The sequence below is a fragment of the Pseudosulfitobacter koreensis genome, from assembly GCF_024733015.1.
Lineage (GTDB): Bacteria > Pseudomonadota > Alphaproteobacteria > Rhodobacterales > Rhodobacteraceae > Pseudosulfitobacter > Pseudosulfitobacter koreensis.
Window position 1 is genome coordinate 217711 of the sequence record NZ_JANKJG010000002.1, and the last position, 13394, is coordinate 231104.

The window sequence follows — 13394 nt, forward strand, 5'->3', positions numbered from 1 at the left end:
AACGTGATCGCATGAGGGCGGACCCGATCCGCCCTCATGCGCGTTGAGAGGCACAAGATTTCAACGAAAGGTTTTCCCATGCGCATGTTCCAACGCTCCCTTGCAGCCACAGCAATCGCCCTGCCCGCCCTGATGATGTCCCTGCCCGCCACAGCGCAGGAAATGGTCAGCAAGGTCAGCCCGCACTCTGTCTCCGGCACCATCGACCGCCTGCAAGAGGCAGTCGAGACCGCAGGCGCCACAGTCTTCGCCCGCGTCGATCACGCCGAAGGAGCATCCTCCGTCGACATGGACCTGCGCCCGACAGAATTGCTGATCTTCGGCAATCCCAAGCTCGGCACCCCGGTGATGCAGGCCGACCAGCTTGCGGGCCTCGACCTGCCCCTGCGCGCCCTGGCCTATGCCGACGCCGAAGGCGTGGTGCACCTGGTCTACGCACACCCGATGTCGCTGGCGGATCGCTATGACGTCAACGCCGACAACGCCCCGCTCGATCAGATCGCAGGCGCGCTTGACAAGCTGACGAGCGCAGCGGTGGCCGAAGACTGAGGCGCGATCGTATCGGTCACAGTCAACAGAGCTTCATAGGGCAGCGCCAGACCGTCGTGCTGAAAGCACGCCTCCACAACGAGCATGCTGAAAGCACGCCTCCGGCATAACGGGCGGTCGGGCGCTGCCTCTCACGCACCTTGACTCCGGGCGCGTTACCGACAGCGACTAAAAATCCTGCCCGCCCTTCTCACGCGCCTCCGCATCCAACCCGGCCCACCAGTCCGCATAGCTCGAATTCCACGGCGCCCTTTGCGTCTCGTCCGGCGCACCGTCATCCCACCAGACCGGACCACGCTCGCCCAGGGCCTCCTTGGCCTCCTGTACCCGCCCCCGCGCCTCGCGCAGCGCCTCGTCATCATCCCCAGCCCGGCGCACATCCATCCGCGCCCGCATCAGCCGCTTGATCGCAGCCCTGCGCACGTCATCCGGCAACGCAGGGTCAGTGGTCCGCCACAGCCGCCCCTTCGACACGAAATAACGCCCGTCCGGCGTCTGCGGATAATCCTTCGGCGGCACCGTGGCTCAGGCCTCCTCGAACTGCTGGCGGTTCCACAGCTGCGCATAGCGGCCCGATTGCGCCAAGAGCGCCTCATGCGTGCCCTGCTCGACGATCTTGCCCTTTTCCAGCACGATGATGCGGTCAGCCTCTGAAATCGTGCTCAGCCGGTGCGCGATGGTCAGCACCGTGCGCCCCCGTCCCGCCATCATCAGCGCCGACTTGATCTCCTGCTCTGTCTCGCTGTCCAGCGCGCTTGTCGCCTCGTCCAGCAACAGGATCGGCGGGTCCTTCAACAATGTCCGCGCAATGCCCACCCGCTGCTTCTCGCCGCCCGACAGCTTCAGCCCGCGCTCGCCCACCGGCGTGTCGTACCCTTCGGGCAGGCTCAGGACGAACTCGTGGATCTGCGCCGCCTTCGCCGCGGCCTCGATCTCGTCTTGAGTGGCGTCGCCGCGCCCATAGGCGATGTTATAGCCGATGGTGTCGTTGAACAGCACCGTGTCCTGCGGCACCACGCCGATGGCATCGTGCAGGCTGTCCTGCGTCACATCGCGCACATCCTGCCCGTCGATCCGCAGCGCCCCCTTGCCCACATCGTAGAAGCGGAACAACAGCCGCCCGATGGTCGATTTGCCCGACCCCGTGGACCCCACGATCGCCACCATCTGCCCCGGCTCCGCCGTCAGGCTGACGCCCTTCAGGATCATCCGCTCGGGATCATAGCCAAAGTGCACATCGTCCAGCTCGATCCGCCCGCCGCTGACCTTCAGCTGCTTGGCACCCGGCTTGTCCTCGACCTCGGCAGGCTGCTCCAGCAGGTCGAACATCTCGCCCATGTCGACCAGCGCCTGTCGGATCTCGCGATAGACGGAGCCCAGAAAGTTCAGCGGCATGGTGATCTGGATCATATAGGCGTTGACCATGACGAAATCGCCCACCGTCAGATCGCCGTTCTGCACACCGACAGCGGCCAGAACCATCACCCCGACCAGCCCGCAGGTGATCAGGAACGACTGGCCAAAGTTCAGGAACGCCAGCGAATACGACGTCTTCAGCGCAGCACTCTCATACCCCGCCATCGCCGTGTCATAGCGCCCCGCCTCGCGCGCCTCGGCACCGAAATACTTCACCGTCTCATAGTTCAGCAGACTGTCGATCGCCTTCTGGTTGGCGTCGGTGTCCTGATCGTTCATCACGCGGCGCAGCTTCACGCGCCATTCGGTGACCGCAAAGGTGAACCAGACATAAAGTGCGATGGTAAAGGCGACGATGGCCAGATAGGTCCAGTCGAACAGCACCGTCAGGATGATCCCGATCAGCAGCAGTTCCAGAACCAGCGGCCCGATGGAAAACAGCAGGAACCGCAGCAGGAAATCCACGCCCTTCACACCGCGCTCGATGATCCGGCTCAGGCCCCCGGTCTTGCGCGTCAGGTGATAGCGCATCGACAGGCGGTGAATATGCTCGAAGGTTTCCAGCGCCAGCATCCGCAGCGCGCGCTGCCCGACGCGGGCAAAGATCGCATCGCGCAACTGCTGAAAGCCCACGTTCATCAGACGCGCAACACCGTAGGCAACGGTCAGCCCGACCGCCCCCAGCGCCAGCACCGACACGCCCTCGTCCGACAGCACGTTGACCGCGTCACGAAACAGCACCGGGATATAGACAGAGATCAGCTTCGACGCCAGCAGCGCCACCAATGACCAGACCACGCGGTGTCTGACCCAAGGCAAGTTGTCGGGCCACAGATACGGCATGACCTTGCGGATGGTGCGCCACCCCGAGCGGCGCTCGGCGTCCTCGCCGTCAACTTCGGTCTGGTCAACTTCGGTCTGATCCGCGGCATCGGTCTGCTCGGCGGGGCTGGCTGTATCGGCTGGCATGAAGGGTCCTGTTCTGTTGGCCCCCTACATAGCCCCTGCACCATCCGGTTGCCAGTGCTGCCAGGCCCCCTTCGGCCTCTCAGTCGGGCCCTCAGTCGGGCCCTCAGTCGGCCTCTCAGTCAGGCAAGGCAAAGACCTGACCGGGATAGATCAGATCGGGATCGCGGATGCTGTCGCGGTTCGCCTCGAAGACCCGCACATAAAGAATGCCCTCGCCATAGCGTTCGCGCGCAATCGCCCACAGGGTGTTGCCGGTCTGCACGGTGATGGCCTTGACCGGCGCATCCTGTGCCCCCGTCTGCGCCGCCAGTTCTTCGGGGTCCTCGCGCTTGAACGGGGTTTCGACGCGGCTCACGACCTCGCCTTGCGGGTTCACCTCGTCCACGCGCAGCGTATAGATGCCCTTGTCGACATCCGGCAGATCGCCGCGCCAGCGCCCGCGCGCATCCACAGGCAGTTCGATCACGGCGTCATTGTCCAGATAGACGCGCACCGACCCGCTGCGCCCGGTCGAGCGGCCCGACAGTTGCACGCCCCCGTCCTCTGCATAGCCGATGGTGTCGATGGCCACGTTCATCTCGGTCTGCGCTGTGGGTCTGTTCACCAGTTCCACGCCCGTCGCATCGGATTTCAGGATGGCCACCTGGTTTGGCGCGGGCGGCGTCGGCACAGACTCGGGCACAGACTCGGACTCGGGCAGCTCAGCGGTGCCCCCCGCGACGGCACCCGATTGCGCCAGATCGGTCTCTGCAGGCCGGGCTGGTGCGGGTGCTGCCGGTGCCGTTGTGTCGGCCTCTGGCGCAGCACCAGCATCGGCAGTGGCAGTGGCAGTTTTAGTGGCAATAGTTTGCGCATCGGACGCACCGTCAACCTCGGCAGTTTCGGCCACCGCGTCAGGCGTCGCAGCGCCCGCCTCAGAGTTGGCCGCAGTCTCCGTCTCGGTGTCCCTCGCAACATCCGTCGCGGCAGGTACATCCGCCGCAGCGTCGGGCGCAGGCGCAGCCGGCCCGCTGTCGGCGGATGCGGCCTCCACCCCAGCAGCAGGCGTCGTTGGGATGGTCGTCGGTGAAGTCGGAGTCGTCGAAGTCGTCGCACCCGTCACCACAGCACCCTCGGACGACGCGACAGAAGGCTCGGACACCGAAGGCGCAGCCTGCGCAGTTTCCGCACCCTCCGCTGCAACACCGGCCCCCGCACCACCGTCGGCGGTCTGCGTCACAGGCTCAGCGTCACGCACCGCCACATCACCCTCAGTCGCATCACCCTCAGTCGCCCCACCCTGCGGCACACTCTCGGCGCTGCCCTCTGCCACACGATCAACATCGGCGTCCGTTCCCCCGGACGCAGCAACATCGGCATCCGCGCCCCCGGTCGCAGCAGCCTCGCCGCTCCGGGTCTCGGACGGCGTCAGCACCGCAACCACGGTGTCCGACGATTGTTCGGTATCAGACACCCCACCCTGTGCATCGGCTGCGGCAGGCAATACCTGCGCCGCCGGATCATCCTCGGCACCCGCCGCTGCATCGGCCACATCCACATCATCCGCCTTCGGCTCGGCCGCAGCGACCATCGGGGCCAGCACGATCTCCTCCATGCCCGCGACATCGCCGTCAGGTCCGCGCTGGATCACCGTCAGAACCTGCGGCGCCGTGCTGGGGGCGACGATGGTGATCGCGGCAAAGGCACCCTGACCACTGGCCTTGGTCGTCGTGTTCTCCAACCCGTCGAGCATCACCGCAACCATGCTGTCGGGGGCGGCACGGCCCGCGACGACAAAAATGCCATCGGCCTCCAGACGCACCTCGTCGATGGTCGGCGGACGCGCCTCTGCGGCCTCTTCTGCGGCCTCTTCAGTGGTCTCGGCCACATTCGGTACAACATCGCCCGAGTCTGGTACAACTTCCGCAGTTTCGGGCCCCGAGGCCCCATCCGGCAGGGCAACATTCGGTACAACATCGGCCTTGTCTTGTACAACTTCCACAGGTTCAGCGGTCTCAACCGCATCCGGCTGAAAGATATAAGCCCCGATTGCCAGCACCACGGCCACCCCGACGGCAGCCGCCACACCTGCGGGCGCACCTGAAAATGATGAATACTTGCTCATGTCGCACACGCGCCCGGACAGCGCCCCCCAGTTGGCCCAAGTGCCATTGAGGTTACATATCAAGCGCGCTAACACCGGTCAAAAGTCTAGGTGTGACAACACCGTTTATTTTCAAACCTCTGGGGTAAAACATGCGTAAATCCGTCTGTGTCTTCTGCGGCTCCCGCCCCGGAAACGATCCCGAATATGCGGTTCAAGCCACCGCATTGGGCACGGCACTGGCCGAAAACGACTGGCGTCTGGTCTACGGCGCGGGCGATGTCGGACTGATGGGCACGGTCGCGCGGGCCGCCCAACTGGCAGGCGGCGAAACCTTCGGCGTGATCCCCGCACATCTGGTGGCATGGGAGGTCGGCAAGGTCGATCTGACCCGCTATATCGTCACCGAAACCATGCACGAACGCAAGAAAGTCATGTTCATGAACTGCGACGCGGTGGTGCTGCTGCCCGGTGGCGCGGGATCGCTGGACGAGATTTTCGAGGTGCTGACATGGCGCCAGCTCGGCCTGCATCAAAAGCCGGTAATCGTCATGAATTCAAATGGTTACTGGGACCCGTTCATGCAGCTTTTGCAGCACGTCGTGGACCACGGCTTTGCCGATGCCACCCTGCTGGATTACATCACGCCGGTGCGCGACACCGCCGCCGCCACCGAGGCCCTGCGCGCCGCCCTGTCCTGAGCGAACATGCTGGCCGCATAAAGCGCCAGCGCGATCCAGATCAGGCCAAACGCGATCATGTGCCAGCCGGTGAACGGCTCGGAGAACACGAAGACCGCGCAGGAGAACTGCAATGTGGGATTGAGGTATTGCACCAGCCCCAGCGAGGTCATCCGCACCCGTCTTGCCGCATAGCTGAACAGGATCAGCGGCAGCGCGGTCACCGGCCCCGAGACCAGCAGCACGCCCATCGTCCATGCGCCCGCGTGAAAGGCCGACCCGCCGCTGTGTTCCGAATGCAACAGCACGATCAGCGCGATCGGCAGCAACAGCAACACTTCGCCAGTGACCGAGACCACGGGCCCCACATCCAGCCGCTTCTTGATCAGCGCATAGAGGCCAAAGCTGAACGCCAACGTCAGCGCAATCCACGGCGGCGCCTGCAACCCCACGGTCAGCAGCACCACCGCCCCCGTGGCCAGCGCAACAGCACCCCACTGAAGGCGCGACAAAGCCTCGCCAAAGACCACCCGACCGATGACCACCGCGACCAGCGGCAGGATGTAATAGCCCAGACTGCTTTCGGTCGTGCGCCCTGCCCCGACCGCCCAGATGAACAGGAACCAGTTGGTCGCGATCATCAGAGAGGCGAACGCCAACGTGGCAAGTTTAGTGCGCGTATTCAAAGCGTTGCGGACCTGCCCCAGCCGCCCTTGCACCGCCAGCACGCCGCCGAAGAACACCAGCGACCACAGCGTGCGATGCGCCAGAACCTCGATGGCGGGCACATGGGCGAGTTGTTTGTAAAAGATCGGCGACAGGCCCCAGATGGTGCAGGCACCGATACCGGCCAGCACACCTTTGGTCTGGGGGGACAGGATCATGGGGGCGCGGCTCATGGCGGTATCAAGACCGCGATTGCGCAGGGCCTGCAAGGGGCAAACGGACCATGATACGCAAAACGCCCCGCAGTTGGCTGCGAGGCGTCTCTACCGTTCGTCTACAACCGCGCCTACATGCGCGGCGTCCACATTCGCGCTTACATGCGCGAGGCGACGTTTTCCCAGTTGACCAGGTTGTCGAGGAAGTTGGTCAGATAGTCGGGACGCTTGTTGCGGAAATCGATGTAATACGAGTGTTCCCACACGTCGCAACCCAAAAGCGCGGTCTGGCCGAAGCACACCGGGTTCACGCCGTTTTCGGTCTTGGTGACCTTCAGGCCGCCATCAGTGTCACGCACCAGCCATGCCCAGCCCGAACCGAACTGGCCCGCGCCTGCGGCCTTGAACTCGTCCTTGAACTTGTCGACCGAACCAAAGCTGTCGTTGATCGCCTTTTCCAGCTCGCCTGGCATGGCGCTGACGTCGGGGCTCATCATTTCCCAGAACTGGTTGTGGTTCCACAACTGGCTGATATTGTTGAAGATACCCGACTGGGCGACGGCCTTGGGGTCGTAGGTGCCCTTGATGATCTCTTCGAGAGACTTGCCGTCCCATTCGGTGCCCTCAATCGCCTTGTTGCCGTTGGTGACATAGGCATTGTGGTGAATGTCGTGGTGGAATTCCAGTGTTTCGGCGGACATGCCTTTGGCGGCAAGTGCGTCGTGTGCATAAGGAAGGTCGGGAAGTTGAAAAGCCATGGTTGGGGCCCCCTTTTAATATTGAATGTCCTCTGACTGACAGAAAGCGCCAGCGTCTGCAATAACAAGGCCCGAGACGCAAAAATGTTCCAATAAAATGCAGGTTGTCAGGCATCCAAACCGCGCGGAAAAGCGTTAACTCATCCCTCGCGGGAGCCTGAACGGCCTGGCGCGTGCGTGAAGAACGCGCGCCAAGCCTTTGATATATATCGTTTTCAGCCACTTCAACTGGCGTCGCCCAGTCCTAGAAATAGCCCACTTCCGACCCCGGCTGCGCCGCGACTTTCAACAGATCGAACGCATATTGCGCGTTGCTGCGGAAGGTCACGATGCGGAAGGTGTCCGGCGCATGCAGCCAGAAGGCCGCAGGGATCTGCGCCATGCGCGAGCGGCGGAACATGCCGCTGGTGAAAGCTGCGGGCGACAGATCGACTGGCACCAGTTTGGCCAGCACCTCGCGCGCATGGGGCCCGCTGAGTTCGAACACCGCACGAGCGTCGGAGACATCGACATAGAGCGCATGCGCATCACCAAGGCTCTGGCCCATCTTCTCAAGGTTCGCAGCAACCGCATCATGCGGGCAAAGCACCAACAGCTCATCCGGGCTCATCCAGCACAGGCCGTGCTGGCCGTCGGTGCTGGCCTGACCGGCCTCGGGCATGGACAGGCTGGCGACGGACGTGGCTGCGGATTTCACCGCCGCACTGCTCAGATCGCCGCGCAGGGTGATCATCCCCTGCAAGCCGATCTCGCGCACATCGGCGATGCCGCCTGCATAAGCTTCGTTGTTCAATGCACTGACAAACTTAGACATTCGGCTTCTCCCCTTCGGGGTCATAGAATACGGGGCTGACGATCTTGGCCTTGTACGCTTTGCCATCGGTGCCGGGGAAGGTCAGAACCTCGCCCATGCGGTCGGGGCCGTTCAGCACCAGACCCATGGCGATCCCCCGGTCGAGGTTGGGCGAATGATAGGTCGAGGTTACGCGCCCTTCGGTCGCGCGCTGGCCGTTGGCATTGGTGCCCTCGGCCACGGCATAGGCACCGTCAGGCAGCGTCGATTTGTCGACGGTTTCCAGACCCACAAGCTGCCAGCGGGTCGGATCGACCATGTGGCTGCGTTCCTGGCCGCGCTTGCCGATAAAGTCCTCTTTCTTCTTCGAGATGGCCCAGTGCAGCCCCAGGTCCTGCGGGATGATCGTGCCGTCGCTTTCATCGCCGATCATGATAAAGCCCTTTTCGGCGCGCAGGATGTGCAGACATTCGGTGCCATAGGGCATCACGCCCAGATCGGCACCCACAGCCATCAGCGCATCCCACAGCGCCTGCCCCTGCGAGGCTTTCACCGCGATCTCATAGCTCAGCTCGCCCGAGAAAGAGATGCGGAAGACGCGCACGTCAAAGCCGCCCAGCGTGCCGTCGGCCCAGTCCATGAAGCCCATGGTCTCGGCGCTGACATCCATGCCGCCCAGATGTTCAAGCGCCTTGCGGGCCTTGGGGCCGACCACAGCGATCTGCGCATATTGCTCGGTGACGTTGGCCACATAGACCTGCCAGGTCCACCATTCGGTCTGCAGCCATTCTTCCATGTGGCTATGGATACGCTCGGCGCCGCCGGTGGTGGTGTGGCAGAGCCAGGTGTCATCGTCGATGCGGGCCACAACACCGTCGTCGATCAAAAAGCCGTTTTCGTCGCACATCAGGCCATAGCGGCATTTGCCGGGCTTCAGCGTCGACATCATGTTGGTGTACATCATGTCGAGAAACTTGCCCGCGTCCGGCCCGCGCACGATGATCTTGCCCAGCGTGCTGGCATCCAGAAGGCCCAGGTTGTCGCGCGCGTTCTTGGTCTCGCGCATCACCGCATCATGGCTGCTTTCGCCGCTGCGCACATAGGCATAGGGGCGGCGCCACTGGCCGACGGGTTCCCATTCGGCACCGTTCTCGGCGTGCCAGGCGTGCATCGGCGTGCGGCGCACGGGCTGGAACACGTCGCCACGCGCCTCGCCGCCGATGGAGCCCATCGAGATGGGCGTATAGGGCGGGCGGAAGGTGGTGGTGCCGGTCTGCGGGATCGGCTGGTTCAGACTGTCCGACAGGATCGCCAGACCGTTGATATTGCTCAGCTTGCCCTGATCCGTCGCCATGCCCAGCGTGGTATAGCGCTTGGCGTGCTCGACCGACTGAAAGCCCTCCTGGGCGGCCAGTTGCACGTCGCTGACCTTGACGTCGTTCTGATAATCCAGCCACGCCTTGTTGCGCAGCGCGATCCCGGCCCCTTGCGGCATCAGCCAGACGGGGGCCATCGGGGCCTCGGGCGCGTGGCTGGCGTCGGGGGCCTGTGCGGCGCCTTTCGCCGGTGCGTGACCCGCAGCAGTCGCTGCCGCCTTGCCTGCGGCATCGGCGTCCGCCAGCACATCGCCCAGCAGCAAGGCACCGCTTGCCGTGCCCGCAGCCGTCACGAAGGGCTTGCCGTCCGCACCTGTCGGCGCTTTGTCCACATCAGGCTTGAACGCGGCCTGACCCGCGTCCCAGACCAGCTTACCGCCGCAATGCGACCACAGGTGCACGACCGGTGACCAGCCGCCCGACATGGCGACCACGTCGCAGGCGATCTCTTCCAGAACCGACCCTTCGCCCGCCTGCGAGCAGATTGCGACACCGGTTACGCGCTTGCCGCCCTGCACCTTGGACACGCCGTGGCCCATGAGCACGCGGATGCCCAGTGACTTGGCCTGCGCCATCAGCGCGCTGTCGGTGGGAAGCACCCGCGCATCAAGGATCGCGGGCACGTCGAGGCCCGCATTTTTCAGTGCAATTGCCGTAAGGTAAGCGTTATCGTTGTTGGTCACGACGACGGTGCGGTCGCCCGGCGACACACCAAAATCAGTCACGTAATCGCGGACCGCCGAGGCCAGCATGACGCCCGGAATGTCGTTTCCGGCAAAGCTGAGCGGGCGTTCGATGGCACCCGTCGCGGTCACGATCTGCGCGGCACGGATACGCCACAGGCGGTGACGCGGGCCGACAGCGTCGGGCGCGTGGTCGGTCAGCCGCTCATAGCCCAGAACATAGCCGTGGTCGTAAACGCCCGCGCCCATCATGCGACGGCGCAGGGTGACGTTTTCCATCGCCTCGAGGGCCGCAACGGTTTCATCCACGAAGTTATCCACAGACTTGCCAGCAACCTCGCCGCCGTCCACGGGCGCACGTCCGCCCCAATGGGCCGTCTGTTCGATCAGCATCACCCGCGCACCGGTGTCGGCGGCAGCCTTGGCCGCCTGCAGTCCGGCGACACCGCCGCCGATCACCAAGACATCGCAGAACGCATAGAAATGCTCGTAAGTATCGTCATCACGGTCCTTGGGCGCGGCACCCAGACCTGCGGCCTTGCGGATGAACGGCTCGTAGACGTGCTTCCACAAGGGGCGCGGATACATGAACGTCTTGTAGTAGAATCCCGCAGGCATGAAGCGCGACATCTTGGAGTTCAGCGCGCCGACGTCGAAATCGAGGCTGGGCCAGTGGTTCTGGCTCTTGGCGGTCAGCCCGTCGAAAAGCTCGGTCGTGGTGACGCGCTGGTTCGGCTCGAACCGCCCCCCCTGCCCGAGGTTCACCAGCCCGTTCGGCTCTTCCGCACCGCTCGCGACGATGCCGCGGGGACGGTGGTATTTGAAACTGCGTCCGACCAGCATCTGGTCGTTGGCCAGCAATGCCGAAGCCAGCGTGTCGCCCTCAAAGCCCTTCATGGATTTGCCATTGAAGGTAAAGGTCAGGGCGCGGGATTTGTTCAGCAGGCGGCCACCTGTGGCAAGACGTGTGCTCATGTGTTCGGACCTTTGCGCGGGCGGAAGGAGGCGGAGCCTCCGGCGGGAGTTTTCAGGGCAAGATGAAGCACGGTCACTGGAATTCTCTCCAGGACCAGCCGGGGACTTTCTCGGAGATCCTGTCGCGCAGGTCCTGCGGCGGCGTGTGGGTCTGCGCGGAATAGGTGCCGTAGACTTCCAGCGTCATGGTGTTGCGCGCGGCGTGAAACCACTTGCCGCAGCCGTTGACATGCCGCCAGCGTTCAAAGTGCACGCCCTTGGGGTTTTCGCGCATGAAGAGGTATTCTTCGAACTGATCCTCGGAGGAGCCGGGGCCGAAGCGTTTCAGGTGCGCTTCGCCGCCTGCGTGAAATTCGGTCTCTTCACCGGTCACACCGCAACAGGGGCAGGTCAGGATCAGCATGGGCGGGCCTCGTTGTGATGTGCGGGGTGATATTGGGGAGCGGTGCCTGCAGACATGCCAAAGGCGCACGCAAAGCTGCGCACGCCCTTGGTGATGTCTATCGGAATGATGTCGCCGGTGGCGATATCAGTTGTTGTCGAGAGTGTTCTCGGCTGCGTTCCCGATGCTTTCGGCAGCACCTTCGACGGCTTGGCCGGTGCTTTCGGCAGCGCCTTCGATTGCCGTGCCTGCGTCTTCGGCAGCATCGCCCACGCCGTCGACGGTGACGTTGATGTCGTTGGGATCACCGGCAGTGCCGACGGGATCGACGTCACCGCCGTAAAGCACGAAGGCGAGGATGGCGACAACGACGACAAGACCGCCGACGATGAAGGCGATGCCGCTGCCGCCGCGTTTGCGTGCGGCTGGCGTGGGTGTGCGGGCGGGGTCGTTTGCTGTTGTGCGTGTAGCTCTGGGGTCGGCCATGAGAAGGCTCCTTGCATGTTGAAGATTGCAAGGGGAACGTCGCGCACGGCAGCGCGGTTCCGGCGCACCGTGGCGCGCTGGCGGGAAGTCGCCACAGGGAAGATGACGGGCAGCATCAATGCGCCACCCCGGCTGCGACGCTTTCGTCGATGAACTTGCCCTCGCGGAAGCGGTGCATGGAAAACTCGTCCGTCAGCGGCGAATGTCCCTTGGCCATCAGTTCGGCCATCGCCCAGCCCGAGCCGGGGATCGCCTTGAACCCGCCGGTGCCCCAGCCGCAGTTGATGAACATGCCCTCGACGGGGGTTTTGGACAGGATCGGCGAGCGGTCGCCGGTCACGTCGACGATCCCGCCCCACTGGCGCAGCATCTTGAGGCGCGAAACCATCGGGAAGGTCTCGACCAGCGCGCGCACGGTTTCCTCGATGTGGTGGAAGCTACCACGCTGGGTGTAGTTGTTGTAGCCGTCGGTGCCGCCGCCGATGACCATCTCGCCCTTGTCCGACTGGGACATGTAACCGTGGACGGTGTTGGCCATGACCACCACGTCCATGCAGGGTTTGATCGGCTCGGAGACCAGCGCCTGCAGCGCGACAGATTCGATGGGCAGCCGAAAGCCCGCCATGTCGCACAAATGACCCGAGTGGCCCGCGACCACGCCGCCCAGCTTGTCGCAGTCGATGGGCCCGCGCGAGGTATCGACGCCCGTAACCTTGCCGCCCTCGGTGCGCACGCCGGTCACTTCGCAGCGCTGGATCACGTCCATGCCCATGTCAGAACAGGCCCGCGCATAGCCCCAGGCCACCGCATCGTGACGCGCGGTGCCGCCGCGCGCCTGATAGAGGCCGCCCAGCACGGGATAGCGCGGCCCGTCGATGTTGATGATCGGCACCAGTTCCTTGACCCGCGCGGGGCCGATGAATTCGGTCTTCACGCCCTGCAACGCATTGGCGTGGGCGGTGCGCAGATAGCCACGCACCTCGTGCTGGGTCTGGGCCAGCATGATGACGCCGCGCGGGCTGAACATGACGTTGTAGTTCAGGTCCTGGCTCATCGTCTCGTAGAGGCTGCGCGATTTCTCGTAAATCGCGGCCGATGGGTCCTGCAGATAGTTCGAGCGGATGATGGTGGTGTTGCGTCCGGTGTTGCCGCCGCCCAGCCAACCCTTTTCCAGGATCGCGACGTTGGTGATGCCGAAATTCTTGCCCAGGTAAAACGCCGTCGCAAGCCCGTGGCCGCCCGCCCCGACGATGATGACGTCGTATTTCTTCTTGGGCTGCGCATCGCGCCAGGCGCGGTCCCATCCGGTGTGGTGCCGGGCGGCCTCGCGGGCGATGGCAAAGGCAGAATAACGTTTCATGGG

The 13394-nt window shown here is 64.0% G+C and carries 12 protein-coding genes; 2 read left to right on the plus strand and 10 right to left on the minus strand.

What is annotated here, in order from left to right:
• Window positions 1-84: 84 nt before the first annotated feature.
• Window positions 85-549, plus strand: a complete 465-nt coding sequence (locus tag NTA49_RS04160) for a DUF302 domain-containing protein (protein ID WP_258293397.1) — start codon at window positions 85-87, stop codon at window positions 547-549.
• 168 nt (window positions 550-717) lie between these two features.
• On the opposite strand, the gene NTA49_RS04165 is transcribed toward NTA49_RS04160, so the two are convergent.
• The 3 genes from NTA49_RS04165 to NTA49_RS04175 all read right to left on the minus strand — a co-directional run bounded on the left by NTA49_RS04165 (window position 718) and on the right by NTA49_RS04175 (window position 5038).
• Window positions 718-1068: a hypothetical protein gene (locus NTA49_RS04165; RefSeq protein WP_258293398.1), complete on the minus strand. Its 351-nt coding sequence runs from the start codon at window positions 1066-1068 to the stop codon at window positions 718-720.
• Between the two features lie 6 nt (window positions 1069-1074).
• Window positions 1075-2934 carry an ABCB family ABC transporter ATP-binding protein/permease gene (locus NTA49_RS04170; RefSeq protein ID WP_258293399.1) on the minus strand — a complete coding sequence of 620 codons (1860 nt, stop codon included), beginning with the start codon at window positions 2932-2934 and terminating at the stop codon, window positions 1075-1077.
• 115 nt (window positions 2935-3049) lie between these two features.
• The gene (locus tag NTA49_RS04175) at window positions 3050-5038 is read right to left on the minus strand and encodes a LysM peptidoglycan-binding domain-containing protein (protein WP_258293400.1); all 1989 of its coding nucleotides are present in this window, start codon (window positions 5036-5038) and stop codon (window positions 3050-3052) included.
• A gap of 131 nt (window positions 5039-5169) precedes the next feature.
• On the opposite strand from NTA49_RS04175, the gene NTA49_RS04180 reads away from it, so the two are divergent.
• The gene (locus NTA49_RS04180; protein ID WP_258293401.1) at window positions 5170-5718 is read left to right on the plus strand and encodes an LOG family protein; all 549 of its coding nucleotides are present in this window, start codon (window positions 5170-5172) and stop codon (window positions 5716-5718) included.
• On the opposite strand, the gene rarD is transcribed toward NTA49_RS04180, so the two are convergent.
• The 7 genes from rarD to NTA49_RS04215 form a co-directional block, all read right to left on the minus strand.
• Entirely contained in the window at window positions 5655-6596 is a 942-nt protein-coding gene (rarD, locus tag NTA49_RS04185) for an EamA family transporter RarD (RefSeq protein WP_258293402.1), read from the minus strand. The genes NTA49_RS04180 and rarD overlap by 64 nt on opposite strands.
• Before the next feature lie 140 nt (window positions 6597-6736).
• On the minus strand, window positions 6737-7336 hold the full coding sequence (locus NTA49_RS04190) for a superoxide dismutase (protein ID WP_258293403.1): 600 nt from the start codon (window positions 7334-7336) through the stop codon (window positions 6737-6739).
• Window positions 7337-7580: 244 nt separating this feature from the next.
• Complete coding sequence (locus tag NTA49_RS04195; RefSeq protein WP_258293404.1) at window positions 7581-8150, minus strand: sarcosine oxidase subunit gamma; 570 nt, start codon at window positions 8148-8150, stop codon at window positions 7581-7583.
• Complete coding sequence (locus NTA49_RS04200) at window positions 8143-11163, minus strand: sarcosine oxidase subunit alpha family protein (protein ID WP_258293405.1); 3021 nt, start codon at window positions 11161-11163, stop codon at window positions 8143-8145. Before NTA49_RS04200 ends, NTA49_RS04195 begins: the two co-directional genes overlap by 8 nt.
• Before the next feature lie 73 nt (window positions 11164-11236).
• The gene (locus NTA49_RS04205) at window positions 11237-11566 is read right to left on the minus strand and encodes a sarcosine oxidase subunit delta (RefSeq protein ID WP_258293406.1); all 330 of its coding nucleotides are present in this window, start codon (window positions 11564-11566) and stop codon (window positions 11237-11239) included.
• 126 nt (window positions 11567-11692) lie between these two features.
• Window positions 11693-12031, minus strand: a complete 339-nt coding sequence (locus tag NTA49_RS04210) for a hypothetical protein (RefSeq protein ID WP_258293407.1) — start codon at window positions 12029-12031, stop codon at window positions 11693-11695.
• Between the two features lie 115 nt (window positions 12032-12146).
• Complete coding sequence (locus NTA49_RS04215) at window positions 12147-13391, minus strand: sarcosine oxidase subunit beta family protein (protein ID WP_258293408.1); 1245 nt, start codon at window positions 13389-13391, stop codon at window positions 12147-12149.
• Window positions 13392-13394 lie beyond the last annotated feature (3 nt).

Bases quoted from the DNA above. Each gene is read 5' to 3' on its own strand.
- NTA49_RS04205 (WP_258293406.1), bottom strand. From the start codon at position 11,566: ATGCTGATCCTGACCTGCCCCTGTTGCGGTGTGACCGGTGAAGAGACC.
- NTA49_RS04190 (WP_258293403.1), bottom strand. From the start codon at position 7,336: ATGGCTTTTCAACTTCCCGACCTTCCTTATGCACACGACGCACTTGCC.
- NTA49_RS04160 (WP_258293397.1), top strand. From the start codon at position 85: ATGTTCCAACGCTCCCTTGCAGCCACAGCAATCGCCCTGCCCGCCCTG.
- NTA49_RS04175 (WP_258293400.1), bottom strand. From the start codon at position 5,038: ATGAGCAAGTATTCATCATTTTCAGGTGCGCCCGCAGGTGTGGCGGCT.
- NTA49_RS04200 (WP_258293405.1), bottom strand. From the start codon at position 11,163: ATGAGCACACGTCTTGCCACAGGTGGCCGCCTGCTGAACAAATCCCGC.
- NTA49_RS04210 (WP_258293407.1), bottom strand. From the start codon at position 12,031: ATGGCCGACCCCAGAGCTACACGCACAACAGCAAACGACCCCGCCCGC.
- NTA49_RS04215 (WP_258293408.1), bottom strand. From the start codon at position 13,391: ATGAAACGTTATTCTGCCTTTGCCATCGCCCGCGAGGCCGCCCGGCAC.
- NTA49_RS04195 (WP_258293404.1), bottom strand. From the start codon at position 8,150: ATGTCTAAGTTTGTCAGTGCATTGAACAACGAAGCTTATGCAGGCGGC.
- NTA49_RS04180 (WP_258293401.1), top strand. From the start codon at position 5,170: ATGCGTAAATCCGTCTGTGTCTTCTGCGGCTCCCGCCCCGGAAACGAT.
- NTA49_RS04170 (WP_258293399.1), bottom strand. From the start codon at position 2,934: ATGCCAGCCGATACAGCCAGCCCCGCCGAGCAGACCGATGCCGCGGAT.
- rarD (WP_258293402.1), bottom strand. From the start codon at position 6,596: ATGAGCCGCGCCCCCATGATCCTGTCCCCCCAGACCAAAGGTGTGCTG.